Here is a 24,497-nt window from a genome sequence, read left to right as displayed (position 1 = left end):
AAACTGGGGATCTGTAGTTTATTTCATTTTTTTTTATAAGACTCAGGTATTGAGTCTAAAGCAGGGTAGAATACGGCCTCATGTTGAGGCTCTATCAATCCAATCAGCTTGAGGTTTTGGCACAGCAACTTGCACAGTTGCTTTCCGAACCTGTCGCCGCACCACTGCAGAAAGAGCAGATCGTGGTGCAACATCCAGGTATGGGGCGCTGGTTATCACTGCAGATTGCCAGTCGATTGGGCATCTGTGCAAACCTGGATTTTCCCCTTCCCGCCAGTTTTCTTTGGCAGCTGTTCGAAAAATTGCTGCCCAAGGTTCCCCATCAGGATGGCTATCAGCCAAAAAGTCTGACATGGCGGATACATGGGCTGTTGTCGACTCAGTGTCAGCGACCCGCATATGCTGAGGTCAGACAATATCTCTCCCAAGGTGGAGAGCTACGCCAGTTTCAGTTGGCGCAATATCTGGCTACTCTATTTGACCAATATCTTCTCTATCGACCAGACTGGATTCAGTCATGGCAAGAGGGTGACTCGGTTATTTCAGGCGATCAGTGGCAAGCGGATCTGTGGCAGCAACTGGTGTCTGAGGACGACCTGCATTGGGTCACTCTGCAGCAGTCACTTTTCCACTCCGTTGCGAGTGGGGAGCTTCCACAGGAAGACTATCCTCGAGTTTCAATTTTTGGTGTGCCTACACTCTCTCCCGGATATTTGGGGATTTTGCAGCAATTGTCTGAATGGATGGATGTGCATCTGTTTCTGTTGAATCCGAGTGAGGCGCATTGGGCTGAAATTGTCACACCTGAAGAGGAGGCTCGTCTCAACCTGACAGGCACTGGAGAGGAACTCTATCTGGATGTTGGGCATCCACTACTTGCCACTTTGGGGCGTCAGGGTAGGGATTTTTTCGCAGCCATCAATGAAATGGATCCTGGTAGTACGGAGCTGTTCAAAATCCAGTCTGACCAGACCCTACTACATCAAATGCAAAACCAGATCCTGGCCCTTGAACCACCACAACCTGGATCTCTGCCCGATCACTCCATTGCTATGCATCTTTGTCATAGCCAGATGCGTGAAGTCGAGGTGCTCTATGATCAATTGTTGGCAGCACTGGATGAGTTGCCAGCTCTTCGACCAGATGAAATATTGGTTATGACACCGGAAATTGATCGCTATGCATCCTTATTGGAAGCGGTGTTTTCAACACCAGGAAGTCGACCGGTAATACCCTATCGGATCAGTGATATCAGTATGCAGCAGACCAATCCGATTGCCGAGGCGCTGCTGAAAATTTTAGCATTGCCGGGTTCCCGCTATGGTGTGAACGATTTGTTGAGTCTGTTGGAACAGCCCGCCATACGCAGCAGGTTTGAGCTGGATGAGGAGGGGTTCGAACAGATTACTCAATGGATCGATCAAGCCGCCATTCGCTGGGGGAGGGATGGTGCAAACAAACTCGATTTCGGTCTACCTGAAGAGGAACGAAATACCTGGCGTGCAGGATTACGTCAGCTTATGTTGGGTTATGCATTCCCCGCAGATGGAGAACAACTTTGGCATGGCATTTTTGCGCTGGATGCTGTGGAAGGCTCATCCACTCAGTGGCTAGGTGGTCTGCTTGCTTTCAGTGATGGGGTGTTCGGCCTGGATCATATGCTTGGAGAGTCGGCATCGCCTCAACAGTGGCACGCCCGATTAGACGATGTGATAGAGCAGTTCTTTCAGTTGGATGAAACGACTGAACAGCAACTGATAGCAGTAAGAGAAGCCATTGATCAGATGACCCAAGAGGCTGTGGCTGTAAACTTTTCAGCGCCTGTCTCTCTGGCTGTGGTTCGGCACAGGCTTGGAGAGATCTTTAAGCAGTCTCTCGACAGGGGGTTCCTGGGCGGAGGTGTCAACGTTTGCGCCTTGGCACCGATGCGCAGTCTACCTTTTCGGGTTATCTATCTACTCGGCATGAATGATGGCGTATTTCCCAGGCAAAAAAATGAATTGGGATTCGACCTGATGAAGCAGGAGTTTCGTTCAGGGGATAGATCCCGCCGTGTGGATGATCGCTATCTCTTTCTGGAGACACTGCTCTCTGCCCGAGACCGCCTTGTGATCAGTTATCAGGGCCATAGCCAGCGGGATAACAGCCCGATGCCCGCCTCGGTGGTGGTTGAGGAGTTGCGTGACTGTCTCACACAGATGGTGGGTGAGGCGGGTTTGGCAGAGATCATCCATAAACATCCTCTGCAACCCTTTTCAGCGGACTATTTTCGTCAGCAGAGCACACTGTTTAGCTTCTCAGAGGAGATGCGAGAAGCGGCCATGCGCGTAGGTCGCGGCAAGGCAATGGATCGTCCCTTGATTGAGCAGCCCCTTGTGGCGCAAGTCGACGAGGGAGTTGTGGAACTCGATTTGATGATTCAGTTTTTTGAAAACCCGCAACGGGTTTTTGCGCAGGAGCGTTTAGGCCTGAAGCTGGATCAGATAGAGCGGCTGCCTGAAGAGCGTGAACTGTTCACTATAGAATCCTTTGACAGGAGTGACTTGGAACATCAACTCGTTGATTTACTGCTGCAGGAGTATCTTGCAGAGGGTTTGTTTGAACGGTTCGATGCACAAGGTCTACTACCCCACGGTAATGCAGGCAAACTAATCTTCGGGCAAATGCTGCAACAGGCTCAGACAACGGCCGGGCAGGTACGCTCATACCAGGGAGAGTGGTTGCCTGAACCCCTTGAAGTTGATATTGCTATTGATAAAGTGAGGCTCAGAGGTCATCTGCGACAGGTCAACTGCTTAGGCATGTTGGCCTACAGCACATCTAATCTTTATCCCAATCAAATTTTGAAACAGTGGATTCGCCACTTGGTTTTGAATCATCTGCAGCCACAAGGTGTCACTCTTGAAACTCATTTGTTGGATGCGAAAAGGGTAGGTCGCTTTAAGCCAGTGGAGCAGACAGAGCAATTTTTGACGCAACTGATTCATGCCTACCAGAAAGGAATGAATGCGCCACTGCCTTTCTATCCCGGAACTTCATGGCGCTTTATGGAGAAAAATCCAGAGGCAGATAGAGAAAAGGCGCTGCAGGAAGCGGAAAAAAAATGGTTCGGTAATTCACACAATCCGGGAGATGCATTTAAACCCTACAATCATCTGCTATACCAAGGCTACACTCTGAATCAAGATGCGTTTGCAGAGACCAGCCAGACACTGCTTCAACCACTGCTGACTCACCTGGAGTGGGATTAGTATGAAGATTGATGAGGTCGCTCTGGAGGGCGTCAATCTTGTCGAAGCCAGCGCTGGTACTGGCAAGACCCATACACTTTCAAGTCTCTATCTCAGACTCTTGCTGGAGCGGGAGATGGGCCCTGAATCGATTTTGGTGATGACCTATACCCAAGCGGCAACAGCAGAGTTGAAAACCCGAATCCGCCAGCGGCTTATTGAAGCAAGGCAGTTGTTTCAGGGGGGGGAATCATCTGATCCTCTGCTGTTTGCTCTGGATCAAAAGCTTGCTGATAAAGCCAGAGTCATACGTCAGTTGGATTTAGCACTCGCCAGTTTCGATCGAGCAGCAATATTTACAATTCATGGTTTTTGTCAGCGAGTTTTGACTGAGTTTGCCTTTGAAAGTGGACAGTCCTTTCATACTGAACTTGTACCTGATCAGGCGATCAGGCTTCAGCAGATTGCAGATGATTTCTGGCGTCGTGAGGTATCCCGCCTATCACAACCCTTTTTAGAGGCATTGCAGGCTGTGGTTGCAACTCCGGATGAGCTGCTGAATCGACTTAAACCGTCACTGGGTAAACCCTATCTTGAAGTCAGATCTGCAAGCTGGCCTGATGGAATTGAGGCGATTGAGAGCCAGGCGCAGGAAAAATTATCTGAGCTTCGTTCTGGCTGGAGTTCAGAGCGGGATAATATTCAGAAACTGCTGAGTGACAATCAGGTTTTAAATGGCAGGGTCTATCAGTCCAAATGGGTGACCGGTTGGTGCAATAGTATGGATCTGTGGCTGAATGGGAATATCTATGTAGCACCGTTCGAAAAAGTGGAGCGATTCACGCCACAAGTCATACAGGCAGCAGTTAAGGCGGGCAAGTCTCCCCCTCAACACCCTTTTTTCCAAGCGCTGGAAAACTATCTGCCAATTGCTGATGCCTGCATAGCTGCTTTTAAACAGGCTCTGGTGGCATGGCAAGGTGCCATGTATGAGTACATGATGGCGGAGTTGCCGAAACGCCAGGCAGAATCCGCAGAGTGGTCCTATGATGATCTGCTGCTGCAACTTCAAATAGCATTGCAAAAAGATCACTCAGGAGAATTGGGGGGGAAGTTACGTAAGCGTTATCGCGCTGCACTGGTGGATGAGTTTCAAGATACAGATCCGATACAATACGAGATATTGGATCGTATCTATCACGCCACAGATCAGCCAGTGTTTATGGTCGGCGACCCGAAACAGGCAATCTACAGTTTTCGTGGTGCCGATATCTTTACCTATCTGCATGCCAGAGAAAATGGTGTCGCCAAGCTGCATAGTCTGGATACCAATTGGCGCTCTACACCTGAGATGGTATCTGCCATCAACAGTTTGTTCAGTTTCTCCCCACACCCTTTCTTCGATTCAAGAATCACCTTCCACACAACCCGGTCAGCGGATCGGCAGATGGATCAACTGACGGAGCGGAATAAAAAAGCGGCGGCTTTGCAGATCTGGCGCCTGCCTGATGAGCCAGCACAATCAATCGAGGATCTACGCCAGAGGGTGGCTGATACCACCGCTGCGGAGGTTGCCAGTCTACTCACATCCGCCTCATCAAGGCGAATCAAGATCGGGCAACGGGAAGTGATTGGCAGCGATATTGCGATCCTTGTCCGCACCCACAAGCAGGCTGCTCAAATTGCAACGGCTCTGGGCACAAAGGGGATACCGAGTGTCCGCAGCAGCCAACAGAGTGTCTACTTGAGTGTGGAAGCTGAGGCATTGGAGCGGGTTTTGATTGCACTATTGGAACCCCATCGTGAGCGTGCAATGCGTGCCGCTCTGCCGACTCTCCTGTTTGGATGGCGCGGGGCAGAGATAGATAACTTGAATTTTGACGAAAAGGCGCAAAGCCAGATCTCCAAACGCTTTTTTGAATACCATCAGCTATGGCGCAGCAGTGGATTTATCGTCATGTTCCGAGGACTGATGAGCGAATTCGAAGTCGAAAACCGCTTCCTCGACTATCAGGATGGGGAGCGGCGGCTTACCAACCTCTACCACTTGGTGGAACTGATACAACAACAGGATAGTGCTCAGCGACCAGGGATGGAGGGATTGGTTACCTGGTATCGCTATCAACGCCAATCCAGTTCACAGGATGAGGAGCGTTTATTGCGCCTTGAGAGTGATGGGGATCTGGTCAGAATTGACACAATGCACCACAGCAAGGGATTGGAGTACGGTATCGTATTCTGTCCCTATATGTGGGATGAGTCTGTCGAAAAGAGTTCTAATAAACCCTTTCTTTTTCATGATCCAGCAGCTAACGATGCACCAACCCTTGAGCTTGGATCTGAACGTTTATCTAAAAACTTTAACTATCGCCAATATGAGGTTCAGGCAGAAAACCTTCGTTTGGCCTACGTGGCACTGACCCGTTCGCGCTATCGCTGTTATCTACCCTGGGGATTGAATAAATCGAGTCGTCAATCTGCATTGTGTTGGTTGTTGCATAGTGGTGGGTTACACCAGCCGAGTGATGAATTGAGTGATTGGCAGGCAGCAGCAAAGGCATTAGAACAGAAACAGGATGAGCAGCGGCTGGCGATGTTATCTGAATCAGCACAAGGTACGATTGAGATCATCCCGATGCCTGAATTCGAGGTCGAGGGGCAAATGCCTTTGGCACTGCCACCGGAGCTTAATCCGGCAAGACAACTATCGATTCGAATCCCCAAGCACTTGCAAGTATCAAGTTTCTCTTCATTGGTTGCAGGATTGCCAGAGGATCTACCGGATCATGATGGTTTGGTCTCTGCCGGTTCTTCTGCTGCGGAATTTGAAGAGAAAATGGATGTGCATGGATTTCCCAGAGGTTCTGGGCCAGGTAGTTGTCTGCATGCGATTCTTGAAGAGCTCGATTTTAATCAACCTGACCTTCACGCAGTGGAGGGGTTGGTAGGGGAGAAGCTTCAGCTGTTTGGTATTGACTCCTGCTGGAGCGCTGTAGTCGTAGAGTGGATGTTGGCTCTGCTGCAGACGCCACTATCCGGGGAGGGTATCAGATTAGGGGATGTTTCTAACAAGCAGCGCCTGAATGAAATGTCATTTCATTTTCCGATTAAGGCATTTAACACCAATCAGATATATGCTCTGGCCGATAAATGCAGTTTTAGTGATACCCCAGGTCTACTTGAAGGCTTGGGAGTAGTAAACAGTGCCTCAGTTGATGGCTTCATCAAGGGATATATCGATTTGGTATTTGAGGTTCAGGGACGCTACTACCTGGCAGACTATAAGTCGAACTGGCTGGGAGCAGACTACCCAGCCTATCACAAACAGGCACTGGCCCAGGCCATGGTGGGACATCACTACTCGCTGCAATATGTGCTCTATACCTTGGCTCTGCATCGTTATTTGCGGCTGCGTATTCCAGACTATAGCTATGACCGCCATTTTGGTGGTGTCTTCTATCTGTTTCTTCGAGGAATGCACCCGGATGGTGATCAGCAGTTGGGAATATTGCAGGAACGACCACCCGCCGAGTTCATCGAGGCATTGGATAATCTGATTGGAGGCCAGCTTTGAATCTATGGCCTGAATTCCAAAAACAGCAGGAGCTGGGAGACTTTTTGAAGGCGTTGCGCCAACATAAAGTGATTGGTGACCTGGACTATTACATGGCGCTTTTTCTGCTTTCAGAAGCGGAAAGTCCCAGTCTGAATCTGGCATTGGCTGTCGCATTGAGCTGCCGCGCGACACATGAAGGGCATGTCTGTCTTGATTTGGATGAACTTGCTGAATCGGAAATCACTCCGGCCGATGGGCTGGTAGTGAAGTTCCCGACAATGGAAGAGTGGCGCTCGGAACTATTGAGCAGTGGTGTAGTAGGGGAGCCCGTTCTCTGGCAGCCACTTGTATTGGATGAGAACAACAGGCTCTATCTCCATCGCTACTGGGATTATGAACAGCGTCTGGCTGGCGTGCTTCTATCCCGTGAACAGCAGAGACCAGCCTCAATTGATGAAAAAAAATTGAGTGAGGATCTCGATATTCTGTTTCATACCCCACAAGGGCAGACCACAGATTGGCAAAAGTGCGCAGCTGCCACTGCTATATTGTCAAATCTCACCGTTATCTCTGGTGGACCGGGGACAGGTAAGACCTCAACCGTTGTACGTATTGTGGCGTTGTTACGCCAACAGCCTGGTGGTCAAAATCTGCGTATCGGACTGGCAGCACCCACTGGCATGGCAGCAGCCCGGCTGCAGCAGTCCATCAGAGAGTCGAAGGCAAAATTGCCCTTGCCCCAGGAGCAGCTTGATGCAATCCCCGAAGAGGCCTCGACTCTGCACCGAATGCTTGGGATATCACACCAGGGTACTGGTTTCAGGCACCATCATGACCATCCGCTACTACTGGATGTGCTGATCCTGGATGAAGCTTCAATGGTTGATGTGGCATTGATGGCGAAGCTACTGGATGCCCTCCCCATGAGCGCCAGACTGATTCTGTTGGGTGATCGCAATCAGCTCTCTTCAGTAGAGGCGGGTTCGGTACTTGGTGATATCTGTTCTGATTGTGAAGGGCCGGATCAGGTATTTGCCCACAGCCTTTCACAGCTCACTGGTCAACCTGTTGATAGTCCATCCATGTCTGGGAATGGGTTGAGTAACAGCGTGGCGCTATTGCGCCATAGTTACCGTTTTTCTGAGGAGAGTTCCATCGGCAGACTCGCAAATGCGATCAACCAGGGGGATGTTGAGGCTGCGATCAAACTCCTTCACAGAGAAGATGCTGACCATGAGACAGGTTGGTTGGAGGATGAGCAGCAGACCATTGCGCTGGGGGCTGCTCATTTTGCTGGCCTGTTTGATCAACTTAAGTTGGGCGCCACTGTCGATCGACTTTTCAATATTCTGCACTCATTTCGCATTCTCTCTGCTTTGAGAGAGGGGCCTTCCGGTGTAATACAGCTCAATCAAGGGATAACCGATCGATTGAAAGAGATGGGCTATATCCAGGAGAACAAGCTCTGGTATATCGGACGCCCAGTGATGCTGACACGAAATGACTATCAGCTGAATCTCTATAATGGTGAAACAGGGATAGTGCTGCCTCATCCCGATCAGCCCGAAGAGTTAGCCGTTGCTTTTGCCGGCTCGGATGGTGCCATACGTTGGGTTTCACCATCCCGTCTGCCCTATTGCGAGACTGTCTATGCGCTCACTGTACACAAAAGTCAGGGATCTGAGTTTCAACGGGTACTGCTCCATCTTCCAAAACGTGACACCCCTGTTCTATGCCGCGAGCTGATCTATACCGCCGTAACACGATCAAAACAACAATTCAGCCTGGTTGCTACAGAAGCCATCTTCAGAGTGGCTATAAAGAGAGGTTTGCAACGCCATAGTGGATTGGCCGATCTTCTGAGACGGGCCCATCAGGATTGAGCCTGGATTCCTAGAGATAGAGAGGGCTATGCGTGAGCAGAAGAAAAATCGAAACAGTGCCAAGTGGCAGCTTGCCCATTTGAGAGCAGATATTTTGCTGAGCACATAAAAAATTACTTGGGTTGTATAACTCCTTGTTGTGGTAGGGTATGGGCTGTTTGAGTAGAGGTATGAGCAAGTAACGCTCGTATTATTTAATAAAAAACAGTGGTTTATATTGCATTTTTAAGAAACTGTCTTATATGTGGCAGGGAAACGTAAAGATGCAACCCACATATCAAAAATGGGCAGATCCGGTTTGATGTTCTCAATTTAAGCTCAAATCGGACAAACAGATTTAGCGATCAAAACGAAGGAGAAGAAACGTCATGATCAACCCTGTTGGTTCCTCAGAACTACAACCTTTGTTTGTCTATGACCCCGATTCACACCATAAGCTCTCTCATGAGGCCGAATCCCTACCCTCAGTAGTGATCAGCTCCCAGGCTGCAGGTAATGCGGTAATGATGGGTGCAGGCTATTTCAATCCGCTGAAGGGCTATATGTCAGTTGCGGATGCGATGGGTGCTTCTGAGAAGATGACCCTTACTGATGGCAGCTTCTTTCCCGTACCTGTACTCTGCCTGGTGGAGAGTACAGATGCGATAGGTGATGCCAAGCGTATTGCGCTCAGGGATCCCAATATGGAAGGCAACCCTGTACTGGCAGTAATGGATATCGAATCGATTGAGACCGTCAGTGACGAACAGATGGCAGTGATGACTGAGAAGGTCTATCGTACAACCGATTCAGACCATCCTGGCGTCTCTGCATTCAACAACCAGGGGCGCATTGCACTCTCTGGCCCCATTCAAGTTTTGAATTTCTCATATTTTCAGGCTGATTTTCCGGATACTTTCCGTACTGCAGTTGAGATTCGTAATGAGATTCAGGAACGTGGCTGGAGTAAGGTTGTTGCTTTCCAGACCCGTAACCCGATGCATCTGGCTCATGAAGAGCTGTGCCATATCGCTATGGATCGACTCGGCTGTGATGGCTTAGTAATCCACATGCTCCTGGGCAAGCTGAAGAAGGGTGATATTCCTGCGCCTGTGCGTGATGCGGCGATTCGCAAGATGGTGGAACTCTATTTCCCACCTAACAGCGCAATGGTGACCGGTTATGGATTTGACATGCTCTATGCTGGCCCAAGAGAGGCGGTACTGCATGCCTATTTCCGCCAGAACATGGGCGCAACCCACTTCATTATCGGTCGTGATCATGCTGGTGTGGGTGACTACTACGGTGCCTTTGACGCTCAGACTATTTTTGAGGAAGAGGTTCCTGCTGGTGCCATGGAGATCGAAATCTTCAATGCTGACCACACCGCCTACTCAAAGAAACTCAATAAGGTTGTGATGATGTGTGAAGCACCTGATCACACCAAAGAGGACTTCGTCTTGCTTTCAGGCACCAAGGTGCGTGAAATGTTGGGCCAGGGTATTGCTCCTCCTAAAGAGTTTTCCCGTCCAGAGGTTGCTCAAATCCTCATGGATTACTATCAATCAGTGAATTAACTGATTGTTAAGGCAATAAAAAAGCCCGCTTAAAAGCGGGCTTTTTTTTATCCATAATGATTGTCCTTATCGCCTTCTGTTTATAGATCAGCTATTAGATCCTTATTGTCTAAAGCTAAATTAGTGGAAGGGCTCTTGTGATCAATCACCACCAGCGGAATGCTGTTCTTTATTGGACATCTTCAAGCAGCCGCATACGCCATTCCCAGCTTATCGGCCAAAATATGTAAGCGCTTGTCGCGGGTCCACAAACGCGCTCCCCGATCCAGCACCACTGCTGCCATCAGGTGGGCATCCACATAGCCAATTCCACGCCCCATTAATTCGTGCTGCTCGATAAAAAACAGCACTTCGCCATCTTGAGCCACAGTGGCCTGAGGCAGGTTTTGCAGTAACGACAATACCTCTACCCGCTGGCGCAGATTGCCGCAGGCCAACTCACCCAGGACGAAGGGGTGCATCAAGACTTGGGCACTATTTAGCAGGGTCATCAGAGCGTCGTCTCCGGATCGAAGGTGGTCGATCCAAACGGAGGTATCGACCAGAATCATTGGCCATCCGGACGTCGGCGGGGGGGGAGCTCCAGCTGTGGTTCACTGCCACCCAGCCGCGCCAGCCGGCGAGCGCTTTCGCGTTCAATCAGTGCGCGTAGTCCCTCGCGGACCAGTGCTGTTTTTTCGGTCACTCCACAGATGCGCTGGGCCTCTGAAAGCAACTGGTCGTCGATATTTAGTGTTGTACGCATGGTGCACCCGATGATGGTTAGTGATGCACTAAATAGTACATCATATGATGCGTTATGTCGTGCTCGATGAGTGGGTCCAGTAACTTCTTGCTTTCAGGCACCAAGGTGCGTGAAATGTTGGGCCAGGGTATTGCTCCTCCTAAAGAGATTTCCCGTCCAGAGGTTGCTTAAATCCTCATAGATTACTATCAATCAGTGAATTAACTGATTGTTAAGACATTAAAAAAGCCCGCTTAAAAGCGGGCTTTTTTTTGCCTGTTTTCAGGTGGCTTCAGGTTGGATCCTGGCAGAGATCAGCATCCGCTTCGATCATCATCTCAACGATGATCTCAATCTCATCAGGATAGGACTCTGCCATTGCGCGCAACTCGTCACAGCTGATTTGTAGCATCTCATTCATAACAAACACCATTTAGAATATAATTATATACTAATATAGTTTATGATTTCAGTTGAGTCAAGTTTGACGCTTCAGGAATCTGTGGTGATTCACGCTTTTATCTTATTGTTAATCCTGACAGTAATTCAATTGATTAGGTTACACTAAGATGTAAACTGTATTTAATTGCCTGGCTGGCCAACTGATCTCAACCTCTCTCTAACTCATGTCAAACCGAAAAATAACCTTCATAAATCCGCCCTACGACTCCATTGCCAAGGGGTATGAGTTCGTCAAGGAGATTACCAACAACTCACCCTCCCTTGGGTTGATGTACCTTGCTGCGGAGGTCAGGGAGCACGGCTATATAGCGGAGATTATTGAGAGCAATATTATGAATCTCTCAATTGAGGGGGTTGTAGAGAGAGTCGTTGAGACAAGTCCGTCATATGTTGGCATTACCCTGTTTACTGTTGGTGTCTGGAATACTGCTGCGATAGCGGGGGCGATTAAAAAGAGACTGCCTGAGACCACTATTATAATTGGCGGCCCCCATGTCTCCTCCATGGGGCGTGAGACCATGGAGCGTTTTTCCCAGTTTGACTATGCAGTACTGGGAGAGGGAGAGAAGACCCTGATGGATCTACTAAAGGCCATTGAGGGTGAGGGTGACCTGGCTGAGGTGCCTGAGCTGATCTACCGTGATGGCCCCTTTATTAAACAGACCCAGGGGCGAGCTATCAATCGCGATCTGGACTATCTGCCAATGCCCGCATGGGATCTGTTGCCCGATTTTCCTCAAGCCTATAAACCCGCCATCTATGACTATCCACGTGGACCTGTGGCAACTATAGCGGCCTCGAGAGGTTGCCCCTTCCATTGCAAATTCTGTGATACCTCAACCTTTGGGGACCGTGTTCGATACTACTCACCGGGTAAAGTGGTTGAGATGATGAAGCATCTCAAGCAGCACTATGGCATACGGCATGTGATGTTCGTTGATGACCTTTTTCTCGCAAGTAAAAAGCGGGCGTCTGAATTCTGCAAAATCTTGATTGAAGAGAATCTGAACATGACCTGGTCCTGTACTTCCCGTGTCGATACGGTGCACGAGGAGGTACTTGCCCTGATGAAAAAAGCAGGCTGCTGGGAGATCAGTTTTGGACTGGAGAGTGGCTCACAGGAGATGCTCGAAAAGATGGTGAAGTCTGCAAAGGTCAAGGATTCGGAGCGTGCCGTCAAAATGACTGCAGCGGCGGGTATTCGCACTAAGGGTCTTTTCATGCTCGGCTATCCTGGGGAGACAATTGAGTCGATCGAGGAGACCAAACAATTTGTACGCAACATCCCCATGACGATTATGAATCTGACCAAGTTTACCCCTTATCCTGGTTCGCCTATCTACTATGATCTGTATGGATCAAATATTCGCGAAGATCACTGGGAAAAGATGAATGGGATGAATTTTCTTTGGTCACCTGAAGGGATCACTATCGAAGAATTGGATCAGCACTATCGGCAGATGCTGGTATCGTTCTATCGTCGTCCAGCAATCAGTTGGCACTACACCTGGTTATCAGTGCTCTACCCACAGCATATGATTCGATTATTGAAATTCGGATCGCATTTTCTGAAGTTCAAGATCAGTAATCTTTTCCGCAAGAACGCACTTGAAAGCGATGCCTGATTTTCTCACTCTGCATAGGCCAGGATAGAGATAGAAATTACAGCGACACCTGTCAGCTGTCACTGCGTATGGTTTGTATAAGCTTGTGAGCTGTTTCATTGCCAGCACTCAAAACAATACTCTGCATGATTTGGCGTAAGCGGCTTTCAACCGCTTTGCGGCCGGTTAATCCAAGTGCAGAGGCACAACTTCCCCAGGACTGTTTTTGCAACACGCGTCTGATTAATAGCCTGCTCTCTGATTCATCCAACAGACTTAGGGACAGTGCGTGGAGAGTTAATGTCTGGATTGTACTGAAGGTGTATTCGTAGCCTCTGTTTGCAAAGGCATAGGCAGTTATATCGATCCAGTCTTGATCTGTCAGGTCTGTCAATGGCGGAGTTTCGATATCTCTAAGCAGGGGCAGGATCAGTTCAGTTGAGAGTTGAGCGAGTGAATCAGTCAACAGGGCGGGGAGCTGTTTGGCATACTGTTTTCTCGCCTGAACAAGCATCGCTTCGCCTTGGGAACTGAGCGATTGTATGAACATCACCGACTGTTGACTGCTGCTGGCACCGGAGTGCAGTCCCAGTCGAACGGCCTGCATATCGTTGCCTTGCCAGAATCTGATTAATCTTGTAGTAGCACCGAAACTGACTCCCAGGTAGTCGCACCCCTGGCTTGCAGCATGGGTTTTAATGGCGGTCAGGAGACGCTTTCCCAGCCCTCTATTCTGCAGTGCAGGGTGAACGGCAATCCTCATAATACGTAATCCCTTCAGGGTGGATGCAGTTCTCAGTCCGAGATGGGCAGATAGGGATTGAGCCACAAGATGCCCCCGTGGTCGTCGCCGACCCAACCAGATCTCTTCGGCCAGATCAGGGGCGAATTCACCTTCAGTAGCGAGCAGGGCTACAGCCACTACCTGCTGCTGATGCAAAAGCATCACTGTTTGCAGATTTGGGCCATCCAGCAGATGCCAGAGATCCCGTGGGGTAGTCCGGTAGTGGGCTAGCACCAACAGTCCGAATAGTTGGTTAAGCGTGCTCTCCTGTGCCAGCAGTTGTTGTTGGTCTGGAAAAGCCAGAGAGAGCTTTTCCAAATTCAGATCGCAGATCAGGCTATCCTGAGCAGGCTCAGCATCCAATGCAAGTAACCTGAAAATCAATCTTTCAAGTGGGTCGTTGGGAGCCCAGCGAATGGGGCATTCCAGGATTTTTTCACGCCACTGAGGTCTCTCTTTTTGAAGGTGCTTTTTGAAACGATGGCTAAAGCCCAGTCCGGTTCCCTCATAGCCATGTATGGTTGTGGCGAAGACTATACGAGGATAGTGGTGCAGCATCTCTTTCAGTAACGGCGTTGGGATTGCAGCAGCTTCATCAACCAGCACAAGGTCAGCTGCAGGATGGTCAGAGATCAACAGATCCGGGGCAATATATTGAATAACACCATTCTCATGGTTAACTGTTTCTACACTGGTTTGAGTGCAATTCAACTCCCTCGCAGCCATCTCGAACAGGCTGACTACCGAGCTCTGCCTTGATGCGGTTACCAGGATACGTCGATATCCTCCAAGGATAAGCCGTGCGGCTGCAATTCCTAAAGCAGATGACTTACCGCGACCTCTGTCAGAGGTGAGCACCAGAGGCCTTTTCCCATGCCCTTTGACAACATGTATTACGGCTTCTACAGCATCCGCCTGATCCTGGGTCAGGCAGGATTGGTCATCAGGTAGATTCACCGACTCAGCTGAGGCTGATGGTGGTGCCCAGAATCCAATCTGATCTGGGGTGCTGCAAGCAGTAGTCTGGTCTGACTGCAGTATCTCTGAAATCCTGCTCAGCAGCCGACTTGGTTTTGTCAGGGGATAACTGGCGACAGCAATTCTTTCAGATTCTGGGTCATCATATTCTGCCCAGGTCGTAAGTGGGGGTGTTAACAGTAGTAACAAGCCGCCACCTCTCAGTGTGCCACTCAGGGCGCCAAAGGCATCCGGGTCGAACCCGGAATAGGCGTTATAGACAAGCAGGGGGCATTCGCCGCCTAAATGCTCTAAAGCCCGCTGGTTACTAGATTGCCGGATCTCTTTCGGTGCATGTTCACCAATCCATAGGCTGTTCGCATCGTCTACAGAATCGACTATCTGGCAGGCCTGCTCGACACACCACGCCTGTTCACCAGAGATACGCAGTAGAAAACGATGTCGTCTCTGTTGAGCCAGTTTTTGGCAATCATTGGCCAGTTGTCTGATTGATGTGTAGGTATTGATAGTGGCTTAAGGGGCTGTTGTTTCAGTTATAGTCTGTGGATTCGTTTCAAAAGATTATATATTGTGATCAAGCATGCCATGAATTTTTGGTTTCTGTAATAGCAAGGTCATGAGGATGATAGGACAATGACGCTTCAAAAAGATAGTTGGCCGCGCCATATCAGGTCATTTTAAGTCAGTGGCACAGCATGAGACAGCTGAGCGAATCCGTGTACAGGGACTGGTTCAGGGGGTTGGTTTTCGTCCCACGGTCTGGCACTTGGCTCGTGAGTGCGGTTTGCGAGGCAGAGTCTGGAATGATGCAAAAGGCGTACAGATCCATCTCTGTGGTGAATTGTCGCAGATCGACCGTTTTTGCCGTCGATTGCTTGAACAGCCGCCTCCGCTTGCAAGGATTGATCTGCTTGAGCGTGAGTCAGTCTCTGAATTACCGGAAGCGTCTGAATTCGTTATCGCCACCAGTCAGGGAGGGGAGATACAGGCTGGGGTGGTAGCAGACGCAGCAACCTGTGATGCCTGTCTTGAGGATTTTCAAGATCCCCATAACCGACGCTATCGCTACCCCTTTACCAACTGCACCCATTGTGGCCCCAGGCTAACCATAGTCGAAGGCATACCCTATGACCGCGCCAATACCAGCATGCGACATTTCACGCTTTGTGAAGATTGTCGCCGTGAGTATGAAAACCCGGCTGACCGACGTTTCCATGCTCAGCCCAATGCCTGTCCAAGTTGCGGTCCCAGGGTTTGGTTGTGTGATGCTCAGGGGAATCAAATCGAATCTGACAACAGAGATGAAGATGCGATTCATGAAGCCAGCCGGCAGTTAGATCAAGGCGCGATAGTTGCGATCAAAGGGGTAGGGGGGTTTCATCTGGCCTGTGATGCAACCAATGAGATGGCGGTGGCGACCTTACGTCAAAGGAAGAGACGATACCAAAAACCTTTTGCCCTGATGGCAAGAGACTGCTCGGTGATTCGAAACTACTGCTCTCTCAGTGAGACAGAAGCTAGATTATTGGCTGAGAGTGCCGCTCCGATTGTACTGCTGAGCCGTGATGATGAAGCTCTGCTGCCTGACAATCTCGCACCGGGGCAATCCACCCTGGGCTTCATGCTGCCCTATACACCACTCCACCATCTGCTTTTAGCCAGTTGGAATAGACCATTGGTAATGACCAGTGGAAACATTGTCGAGGAGCCACAATGTATCGACAACCGGGAGGCAACAGAACGTCTGCAACCTTTGGCCGATCTGTTTCTGTTACATGATCGGGAGATCATTAACCGGGTTGATGACTCAGTGGTTCGATTGATTGATAGTGAGCCGAGGCTGTTGAGACGGGCACGAGGCTATGCTCCGGAACCTCTGCCACTGCCTGAAGGATTTGAGCAGGTTCCTGAACTGTTGGCCTTGGGGGGTGAGTTAAAGAATACCTTCTGTCTGCTTCGTCAGGGACAAGGGATACTATCCCAGCATATTGGTGATCTGGAAAACCTGATCTCATATCAGGACTATTTGAAAAACCTGGAGTTGTACACCAGCCTTTATGATCACCATCCAACCCATCTGGTAGCAGATCTGCATCCCAACTACCGATCGACACAACACGCCAGGGCATTGGCAGAAGAGAGCAATTTAGAGTTACTGCTGGTACAGCATCATCATGCTCATATCGCCAGTGTACTGGCAGACAATCGCTGGCCACTGAGTGGTGGACAAGTGCTTGGCATCGCCCTGGATGGATCAGGTTATGGTGAAGATGGCACTATCTGGGGCGGAGAGTTTTTACTCGCTGACTACACCGGTTATCAGCGACTCGGCCACCTCAGTAGCGTTGCACTACCAGGAGGAACCCAGGCGATCAGACAGCCCTGGCGTAATACATTCAGCCAACTCAATCACTATCTGGGGTGGGAGAATGTAATCAACCAATGGTGTGATCTGGAGCCGGTGAGCTGGTTGAGTAATCAGCCTGTGGAGGTGCTTTCGCAGATGATCAGAGGTGGTGTCAACTCGCCACTGAGCAGCTCCTGTGGACGCCTGTTCGATGGGGTGGCAGCGCTATTGAATATCTGTCGTGAGCAGATCAGTTATGAGGGGCAGGCGGCCATTGAGCTGGAGTCATTGGCTCAGCAGGGACGCAACTCCGGGAATGGGAACTACCGACTGCAGATTGTTTCTGATTCCAATCTGCTTCGGTTGGATAGTGGATCCCTATGGTCAAGTTTGCTGGAAGATCTGAGGAGTGGGATTTCCCGAGAGATTATCGCCTGGCGTTTTCACTTTGGGCTGGCTCTGAGTGTTGCTGATATGGCCTCAGTCTTGGCAAGACAAGCGGGGGTCAACACAATTGCCCTCTCTGGTGGGGTTTTTCAGAATAAGACCCTGTTCGAGTTGGTTACAGACCATTTGATCAAGCAGGGTTTCGGGGTGCTCTCCCACCATCAGCTGCCCTCAAATGATGGGGGATTGGCCCTGGGACAGGCAGCAATTGGAGCAGCGAATGTGTTAAAGCTGAATCAATAGGAGCATTGGTGCATATCGCATCAGCGTTTGTTCCGTCTGCGTATAGAACATGACTCAGAAGATGAAACAGAGAATGCAATATTCAGTTGCCCGGTGAAGCGAACCTACAGATTCAGATTGAACAGGCTACATTTATAGTAGAGAACCCATCATGTTGGGTGTGTCTGATGAATAACCATTTTCCAACAAACTATTGGCATAGCGTCTCAGAAGATCGGGTACAGTGCGATCTCTGCCCCAGGTTCTGCAAGATCAAAGCGGGTAAACAGGGATTCTGCTACGTGCGGGAAAACCATCAAGGCGCCATAGTATTGAACACCTATGGTCGTTCGAGTGGGTTCTGTATCGATCCGATAGAGAAGAAGCCGCTGAATCACTTTCTCCCTGGTACGCCAATACTCTCATTTGGCACTGCTGGGTGTAATCTAGCCTGTAAATTCTGTCAGAACTGGGATATCAGCAAGTCGAGAGAGATGCAGACTCTGGCAAACACGGCATCCCCGGAAGCAATAGCACAAAGTGCCCGCAGAAGTGGCTGTCGAAGTGTCGCCTATACTTACAATGATCCTGTGATCTTTCATGAGTATGCGATCGATGTAGCCCAGGCCTGTGCGGAGCTCGGCATCAAGTCAGTTGCGGTAACTGCAGGTTATGTCTGCGCCGAACCCAGGGCTGAGTTCTATCGGTATATGGATGCGGCAAACATCGATCTTAAGTCATTCAATGAAGCTTTCTACTATAAATTAACCGGTGCGCATCTGCAGCCAGTGCTGGAGACCCTCGAGTATCTCAAGTCAGAAACCTCAGTCTGGTTTGAGATTACGACCCTGCTGATACCCGGAGAGAACGATTCAGATCAGGAGATCGAAGCGATGAGTCAATGGGTGGTGGAAAAGCTGGGTGCTGATGTGCCGATACACTTCACAGCTTTCCATCCTGATTGGAAAATGCGTGATCATCCTTCTACACCCCATGCAACCCTGAGTCGTGCACGAAAGATTGCCATTGAGAATGGCGTACACTATGTCTACGTCGGTAATGTACATGACCCGAATGAGTCGAGCACCTGGTGCTATCACTGCGGTGCACGGTTGATCCAGCGGGATTGGTATGAATTGGGGGACTGGGCGCTTACTGAAGATGGGAGCTGTAAAAACTGTGGAGTCCGATTACCAGGGCTCTTTGAATCTCAACCAGGTAATTGGGGAAGTCGTCGGCAGCTGATCAAGGTATCACTGGTCGATTCTTGATCAAATGTGACATGAGATGATTTGGATCAAGCTATATGACAGCTAGTTGTTGCGAAGTTTTTCAACATAGAGTCAGTATAGGGCTTATGTGCACAATTTTTGAATTCAGCATAGCCAGCGTCTTAGATGTAGAGGTGCTTTATGACATCAATCAGACAACCTGCAGTTTCTGATATCTTCTATCCTGGAGATCCTCAGGGACTGCGAAAAATGGTCTCTGACTATCTCGATCATGTGGTACCCCATGGCGTCCCACCCAAAGCTCTGATAGCGCCTCACGCTGGTTATATCTATTCAGGTGCCGTGGCTGCGACAGTCTATGCTCGCCTTAAGTCAGTAACTGAAAAGATTCAACGGGTAGTACTGTTAGGGCCTTCCCATCGTGTTCCCTTTCTTGGATTGGCAGTCAGTGGGGCGGATTACTTTCGAACTCCTCTGGGTGATATAGCCCTGGATAGAGAAGCCATTGCCCAGCTGGTCGATATGCCTCAGGTTGCCTATCTTGATCAGGCCCATATCAATGAGCACTCACTAGAGGTACAACTCCCTTTCCTGCAACAGGTATTGGAGTCATTCAGCTTGATTCCAATTGTGGTTGGTGATGTTTCTGGAGAGGTTGTATCAGAGGTTCTTGGCAAGCTTTGGGGAGGTGATGAGACACTGATTGTGATCAGTTCTGACCTCAGTCATTATCATGACTATGTCACGGCGCAACGTATGGATCAGCAGACCAGTGAGTCGATTCTCTCTCTCGACCCTGACTCAATCAGGTATGAAGATGCCTGTGGCAGAATTCCGATACAAGGTCTATTGTTGCAAGCGAAAAAATTAGGCCTGCAGGGAGAGATTATAGATCTGCGTAACTCAGGTGATACCGCTGGGGATAAAAACCGTGTAGTCGGCTATGGCGCCTATGCTTTCAACAGATCATAGTGATCATCTCCATCTATTCAAAAGCATTTGTGATTCCTGGCCTGATAACCGTTCGTTATTGTAATGATGTGTGGGAGCGGCGTACTTTACTCTGGTGGCCCATATAGATAGTATCATCCGCAATGTTATAAAAATCCACCAGGTAAATATCTGCTATCTGGTAGAATTATCTTCAGGAACAATATTTCTATACAAAGGAGTGGAATTGATGTTGAGTAGATTTAGGTTCATTGTGTTTTTGCTTCTCATCAGTTCAGGCAGTCTACTCTTTGCAGCTCACCTAAATCATAACAATACCGGACAAGTGGCAATTTTGCCCTTATATACGGTAAACAATGATTTCATTACCAACTTTACTGTGACTAACACCAGCGATAGATACAAGGTGGTGCGGGTAAGGTTGCTTGATTCTAAAATTTCTGCAGACATACTGGATATCAATCTCTATCTCTCTCCGCATGACGTCTGGAATGCAACCTTGCGCATGAACCCGAGTAATGGGCTGCCGAATCTTATTACCGAGGATGAGAGTTGCACTTATCCCCTCAAGACAGAACTACAGGCCGGAAAGGATCTGCAAAATAGATACTCTGCAATCAGTATTGAGGATTTCACACTTGGCTATGTGGAAATTATTGAGATTGGCGATATTGCAGACGGAGATGGACCAGCATTGGATAGTGGTATGGAGGCAGAGATCGATGTGAGTGGAGTTGCTGATGGGGTGGTCGATAGTCTAGCGGGAGATCGTTCCATTCCTCAGGGGTTGTGGCACAGTAGCTCTGAACCTGCAGACTGTTCTGTGGTTAGTGATGCCTGGGCTGCGGGAGCGGAGAGTGCGTCTGTGGTTAACGGTTTTGAGCCGGGCAGCATGAGTTCTGAAGGGGTAGCAGAGGATAGTGGCAGTTCTAATGCGCCCTATGAAGATAGCCACAATGCAGGACTGGTTGCGCCTAGCGGAGGTATTAGTGTTTTTGGCATCATGATTAATGTTGCCAGTGGCACCGCTTTTGTTGAACAGGCAACACATATCGATCGATACACATCAGTTGCTCAGCACTACCTGCCGGATGATCCAGTACACTACCGTCTGCCTTCTCTTGCTTCTGGGAATATTCAAGAGGCTCATATTCCCAATGCACAAGGTGATGGGATGCAGAGTGATACCATGCCTCTGAGCGAATACGACACCGGAGCACTGCAGGATATTTCACCAATGCCTTCAGTACCAATGGGTTCGAATCCGTTACCAATTGCAACCATTCTGAGTGTAAGTACGCTCTCTGCACCCTATTTTGTTGATAAGAGCGTGAATGGTTTGACGGATATTGTACTAACCTTCCCGATGCGAAAGCATGGCATCTACAATGGTGGGTCGTTGACTAATAACCTGAACACAAATATTACTGCTTGTGTGGGTAGTTTGGACGATGGAGTTGATGATGGTGGAGAGGTGATGATCGACTCATTAAATACGATGGTAGATGACTACCCACATGATGGGGCAGGAGGGCTTTGCTCGAATGCTGGGTTTGAGACGGATTACCGCGCAGAACCTGTGAGTAGAATACTATATTATGACTATGAAGATGGTGAGTCTGGTATGTGGGATACTTCTCAAGACTTTGGCATTCAGCCTGTTACAGCTGGGGAATACCGGTTTAGGGGCAGTGTCAATGTTAGAGGTGTCAATCAATCATCTTCTAGCCTTTTTGGCCCTCCTTTTGGAAGTGGGTATGATAATTTATGGCTCATGGAGTATGGTGCTGAGGCTGGCTGGTTATCTATTAACTTCCTAGATTATTATAATTATGAAAGAAATCCTCCCATCAGACTCCTAACCGAAGTCTCTGGCGGTTTGGGCGCTACTGTTGAGAATACTTGGACTGGTTTTCCAGTGATTGGTTTTTCTGCCATGGTGAGCGAACTCAATAGCAACCAACTGGGTGAAGTGGTCGAGTTGATTCGTAGAATTGATCGTTAGCTGGATCATTAATAACAATGGACGTGTTCAAATGTTACCTGCAGTAAGTTCATTTGGAAATGCGGCCAATATCGCAAAGGTGTTGACCTTAAAATCACTCCTGTTATTCATGTTACTCATTTTTCTAAATGGCTGTGGCTCTGGTGGCGGAGATAGTGATCAAACGGATACGACGCCACCTGAAATTACCTTGCTCGGTGCAAATCCCATAGAGATCGATGTTTCAGCCAGTGTCTCTTTTACCGATCCAGGCGCCACAGCCAGCGACGATAGCGATGGAGACATTAGTGACAGCATTGTAATTGGCGGTGACGCGGTCGATACTTCTACTCCTGGTACCTATCTCCTGACCTATGATGTCAACGACGCAGCGGGTAATGCCGCCACTCAGCTCATTCGCAGGGTTATGGTGATCGACACAACTCCTCCTGAAATCGTCTTACTGGGCGAGAATCCTGTAGAGATCAATCTATCGGCATGTGGCGCTTTTACCGAACCCGGCGCGACAGCAAGTGATAATGTCGATGGTGATATCAGCGAAAACATCGTTATCAGCGGTGAGCCAGTCGATATGTCGACACCGGGCAGTTATATTCTGACCTACGATGTCAGCGATGCCTCGGGTAATGCAGCCATTCAGCTCACCCGCAATGTAGTAGTCATTGATGATCAAGTTGTTGACCCAGCACCAGCAGCACTACCGAATGAGTGGGTGTGGCGTAATCCACTACCCAGGGGGAACTCGTTGAAGGATATTACCTGGAACGGCGAGTTACTGGTTGCAGTAGGAAATAACGGAACCATCCTTACCAGTAGGGATATCCTGAATTGGTATGAACAGGATTCCGGGACTTTGACCACCATTCAAGCCATTACCTGGACCGGGAGTCAATTTGTGGCGGTCGGTGGCGATAATTGGAAAACAGGATTGGTGCTTACCAGCCCAGACGGCATAATCTGGCGTGTTCAGAATCAGCTCGGTAATCGGGTTTTGTACGATGTTATTTGGGATGGTAATCAATTGATTGCTGTCTCCACAGGCGGATCGATTTACAGCAGCCGTGATGGTGTTGAGTGGAGTCATCAAGAACCTTTGGAAACCTCATCATATTATGCCATCGAATGGACTGGTGAGCGTTATATCGCAGGAGGAACAAAGGATTATAACCGAGGGCTTATTTCAACCAGTGTGGATGGTATCTCATGGAACCATATCGACACAACGTTAGAGGTTAATAGGTTGATGGATTTACAACAACCTTTGGTGATGGGCATTCAACCTCAACCTAGCGATATCGTTTGGACAGGTAATCAAGTGGTCGTTGTTGGTACCGAGGGGCTCATCCTTACGAGTCCTGATGGTCTCAGCTGGACAAAACAGGATGCAGGGACTACTGGTTGGTTTTCATCTGTTACCTGGACCGGAACGCAACTTGTCGCAATAAATTATGGTGAGAATGATGTTTACACCAGTGAAGATGGTGTTTCCTGGGCGCCACAGCATGCTGACTCTTCATCAGGTATTATCAAATCAATATGGAGCGGATCAGAAATTGTTGCTGTAGGGTATTTAGGAGTCGTTGCGTCAAGTACTGATGGCATCAGTTGGCGTAAGTACAATGATCCAAACTCACTGTTATTAGATTCCAATGATGTGGTCTGGAATGGGACAAAATATGTTGCCGTTGGGAACTCTGGGAGAATAGTGAGCAGTTGCAATGGAATCGACTGGATGAATGAAGACTCAGCTACAGATTTAGATCTGAATAGAGTTATATGGGCTGATGAAGGCTTCTTTGCCGTGGGTGAAGGGGGGGTGATTATCAGTAGTCCGGATGGGTCAAACTGGACAGTAGTTGAACCGGGAGTACCAATAGAATACGGCATTGAGGATCTCTATGATATTGCCTGGTCTGGTTCACGGTTTGTTGCCATAGGTATTGGTGGCAGGATCGTTAACAGCGAGAACGGTGTCGACTGGTCAGAAGTGGATCGTGGTGATTTCTATGTGAATTATATCAAGGGTATTGTCTGGACTGGTACAGAGTTCGTTACAGTAGGGAGTCGAAATCCAAGTGGTATCAGTCCGGTATTTTCCAGCCCTGATGGGTTGAACTGGAGAGAGAACTCAACGAGGGTCATAGGGGAAGGAGCGTTTCAGGATAGTTTGGTTGATATTTCATTTAATGGTGAGCAGTTTGTCGCACTGCCTGAGTATAACGATACGAATGTTTATATCAGCAACGATGGGGTGAACTGGTATTCACACGAACAAGGTGTTGCCCGAAATGGTATATCCGTACCTCTGCGGCATACCCTATGGACGGGATCAAAATACCTCGGTGTGGGAAGAGGTGTAATAGCCTCAAGTGAGGATGGCATTGCCTGGACCGTTGAGAGCACTATTACTGATAACTACCTGGATGGCATTGCTGTAAATGATAGGCAAGCTGTTGTTGTCGGCTGGGGTAACACCATAATTTCAACAATCGAATAGCTGGCGTAGCTTTATCTCC

15 protein-coding genes are annotated in these 24,497 nt (G+C 49.0%); 11 read left to right on the top strand and 4 right to left on the bottom strand.

The window, feature by feature from the left end; genetic code table 11:
* Positions 1–80 precede the first annotated feature (80 nt).
* From recC to sat, 4 genes are all read left to right on the top strand, one after another.
* Positions 81–3,251, top strand: a complete 3,171-nt coding sequence (gene recC / locus AC4IFB_RS09030) for an exodeoxyribonuclease V subunit gamma (RefSeq protein ID WP_490779991.1) — start codon at positions 81–83, stop codon at positions 3,249–3,251.
* Position 3,252: 1 nt separating this feature from the next.
* Positions 3,253–6,804, top strand: coding sequence for an exodeoxyribonuclease V subunit beta (recB, locus tag AC4IFB_RS09025; RefSeq protein WP_490779990.1), 3,552 nt, complete (start codon positions 3,253–3,255; stop codon positions 6,802–6,804).
* The gene (gene recD, locus AC4IFB_RS09020; RefSeq protein WP_490779989.1) at positions 6,801–8,669 is read left to right on the top strand and encodes an exodeoxyribonuclease V subunit alpha; all 1,869 of its coding nucleotides are present in this window, start codon (positions 6,801–6,803) and stop codon (positions 8,667–8,669) included. Before recB ends, recD begins: the two co-directional genes overlap by 4 nt.
* Before the next feature lie 368 nt (positions 8,670–9,037).
* Complete coding sequence (gene sat, locus AC4IFB_RS09015) at positions 9,038–10,225, top strand: sulfate adenylyltransferase (RefSeq protein ID WP_490776063.1); 1,188 nt, start codon at positions 9,038–9,040, stop codon at positions 10,223–10,225.
* A gap of 182 nt (positions 10,226–10,407) precedes the next feature.
* Here sat and AC4IFB_RS09010 read toward each other — a convergent pair whose 3' ends face one another.
* Complete coding sequence (locus AC4IFB_RS09010; protein WP_490779988.1) at positions 10,408–10,776, bottom strand: type II toxin-antitoxin system VapC family toxin; 369 nt, start codon at positions 10,774–10,776, stop codon at positions 10,408–10,410.
* Complete coding sequence (locus AC4IFB_RS09005; RefSeq protein WP_490776065.1) at positions 10,773–10,970, bottom strand: type II toxin-antitoxin system VapB family antitoxin; 198 nt, start codon at positions 10,968–10,970, stop codon at positions 10,773–10,775. The genes AC4IFB_RS09010 and AC4IFB_RS09005 overlap by 4 nt, the downstream gene beginning before the upstream one ends.
* A gap of 54 nt (positions 10,971–11,024) precedes the next feature.
* Here AC4IFB_RS09005 and AC4IFB_RS09000 point away from each other — a divergent pair, with 54 nt between their 5' ends.
* Positions 11,025–11,141: a hypothetical protein gene (locus AC4IFB_RS09000; RefSeq protein ID WP_490776066.1), complete on the top strand. Its 117-nt coding sequence runs from the start codon at positions 11,025–11,027 to the stop codon at positions 11,139–11,141.
* A 100-nt stretch (positions 11,142–11,241) separates the two neighbouring features.
* On the opposite strand, the gene AC4IFB_RS08995 is transcribed toward AC4IFB_RS09000, so the two are convergent.
* Complete coding sequence (locus AC4IFB_RS08995) at positions 11,242–11,370, bottom strand: hypothetical protein (protein WP_490779987.1); 129 nt, start codon at positions 11,368–11,370, stop codon at positions 11,242–11,244.
* A gap of 205 nt (positions 11,371–11,575) precedes the next feature.
* Between AC4IFB_RS08995 and AC4IFB_RS08990 the strand changes: the two genes are divergently transcribed.
* Positions 11,576–13,036, top strand: coding sequence for a B12-binding domain-containing radical SAM protein (locus AC4IFB_RS08990; protein ID WP_490776068.1), 1,461 nt, complete (start codon positions 11,576–11,578; stop codon positions 13,034–13,036).
* 52 nt (positions 13,037–13,088) lie between these two features.
* On the opposite strand, the gene AC4IFB_RS08985 is transcribed toward AC4IFB_RS08990, so the two are convergent.
* Complete coding sequence (locus AC4IFB_RS08985) at positions 13,089–15,257, bottom strand: tRNA(Met) cytidine acetyltransferase TmcA (RefSeq protein ID WP_490780065.1); 2,169 nt, start codon at positions 15,255–15,257, stop codon at positions 13,089–13,091.
* A gap of 205 nt (positions 15,258–15,462) precedes the next feature.
* Between AC4IFB_RS08985 and hypF the strand changes: the two genes are divergently transcribed.
* The 5 genes from hypF (at position 15,463) to AC4IFB_RS08960 (ending at position 24,478) form a co-directional block, all read left to right on the top strand.
* Entirely contained in the window at positions 15,463–17,814 is a 2,352-nt protein-coding gene (gene hypF / locus AC4IFB_RS08980; protein ID WP_490779986.1) for a carbamoyltransferase HypF, read from the top strand.
* 167 nt (positions 17,815–17,981) lie between these two features.
* Complete coding sequence (amrS, locus tag AC4IFB_RS08975; RefSeq protein ID WP_490776070.1) at positions 17,982–19,064, top strand: AmmeMemoRadiSam system radical SAM enzyme; 1,083 nt, start codon at positions 17,982–17,984, stop codon at positions 19,062–19,064.
* Positions 19,065–19,205: 141 nt separating this feature from the next.
* A complete protein-coding gene (amrB, locus tag AC4IFB_RS08970; protein ID WP_490779985.1) occupies positions 19,206–19,997 on the top strand; it encodes an AmmeMemoRadiSam system protein B in 792 nt (263 codons plus the stop codon).
* A 400-nt stretch (positions 19,998–20,397) separates the two neighbouring features.
* A complete protein-coding gene (locus tag AC4IFB_RS08965) occupies positions 20,398–21,981 on the top strand; it encodes a hypothetical protein (RefSeq protein ID WP_490779984.1) in 1,584 nt (527 codons plus the stop codon).
* A 31-nt stretch (positions 21,982–22,012) separates the two neighbouring features.
* Positions 22,013–24,478 carry an immunoglobulin-like domain-containing protein gene (locus tag AC4IFB_RS08960; RefSeq protein WP_490779983.1) on the top strand — a complete coding sequence of 822 codons (2,466 nt, stop codon included), beginning with the start codon at positions 22,013–22,015 and terminating at the stop codon, positions 24,476–24,478.
* Positions 24,479–24,497 lie beyond the last annotated feature (19 nt).

This window comes from Candidatus Thiodiazotropha sp. AKIB8, assembly GCF_058244675.1.
This window is presented reverse-complemented; position numbering and strand designations above follow the sequence as displayed.

What these genes read in the sequence shown, in the direction of transcription:
- recC (WP_490779991.1), top strand. Translation starts at nt 81, where the DNA reads ATGTTGAGGCTCTATCAATCCAATCAGCTTGAGGTTTTGGCACAGCAA.
- recB (WP_490779990.1), top strand. Translation starts at nt 3,253, where the DNA reads ATGAAGATTGATGAGGTCGCTCTGGAGGGCGTCAATCTTGTCGAAGCC.
- sat (WP_490776063.1), top strand. Translation starts at nt 9,038, where the DNA reads ATGATCAACCCTGTTGGTTCCTCAGAACTACAACCTTTGTTTGTCTAT.
- AC4IFB_RS09010 (WP_490779988.1), bottom strand. Translation starts at nt 10,776, where the DNA reads ATGATTCTGGTCGATACCTCCGTTTGGATCGACCACCTTCGATCCGGA.
- AC4IFB_RS09005 (WP_490776065.1), bottom strand. Translation starts at nt 10,970, where the DNA reads ATGCGTACAACACTAAATATCGACGACCAGTTGCTTTCAGAGGCCCAG.
- AC4IFB_RS09000 (WP_490776066.1), top strand. Translation starts at nt 11,025, where the DNA reads ATGTCGTGCTCGATGAGTGGGTCCAGTAACTTCTTGCTTTCAGGCACC.
- AC4IFB_RS08995 (WP_490779987.1), bottom strand. Translation starts at nt 11,370, where the DNA reads ATGAATGAGATGCTACAAATCAGCTGTGACGAGTTGCGCGCAATGGCA.
- AC4IFB_RS08990 (WP_490776068.1), top strand. Translation starts at nt 11,576, where the DNA reads ATGTCAAACCGAAAAATAACCTTCATAAATCCGCCCTACGACTCCATT.
- amrS (WP_490776070.1), top strand. Translation starts at nt 17,982, where the DNA reads ATGAATAACCATTTTCCAACAAACTATTGGCATAGCGTCTCAGAAGAT.
- amrB (WP_490779985.1), top strand. Translation starts at nt 19,206, where the DNA reads ATGACATCAATCAGACAACCTGCAGTTTCTGATATCTTCTATCCTGGA.
- AC4IFB_RS08960 (WP_490779983.1), top strand. Translation starts at nt 22,013, where the DNA reads ATGTTACCTGCAGTAAGTTCATTTGGAAATGCGGCCAATATCGCAAAG.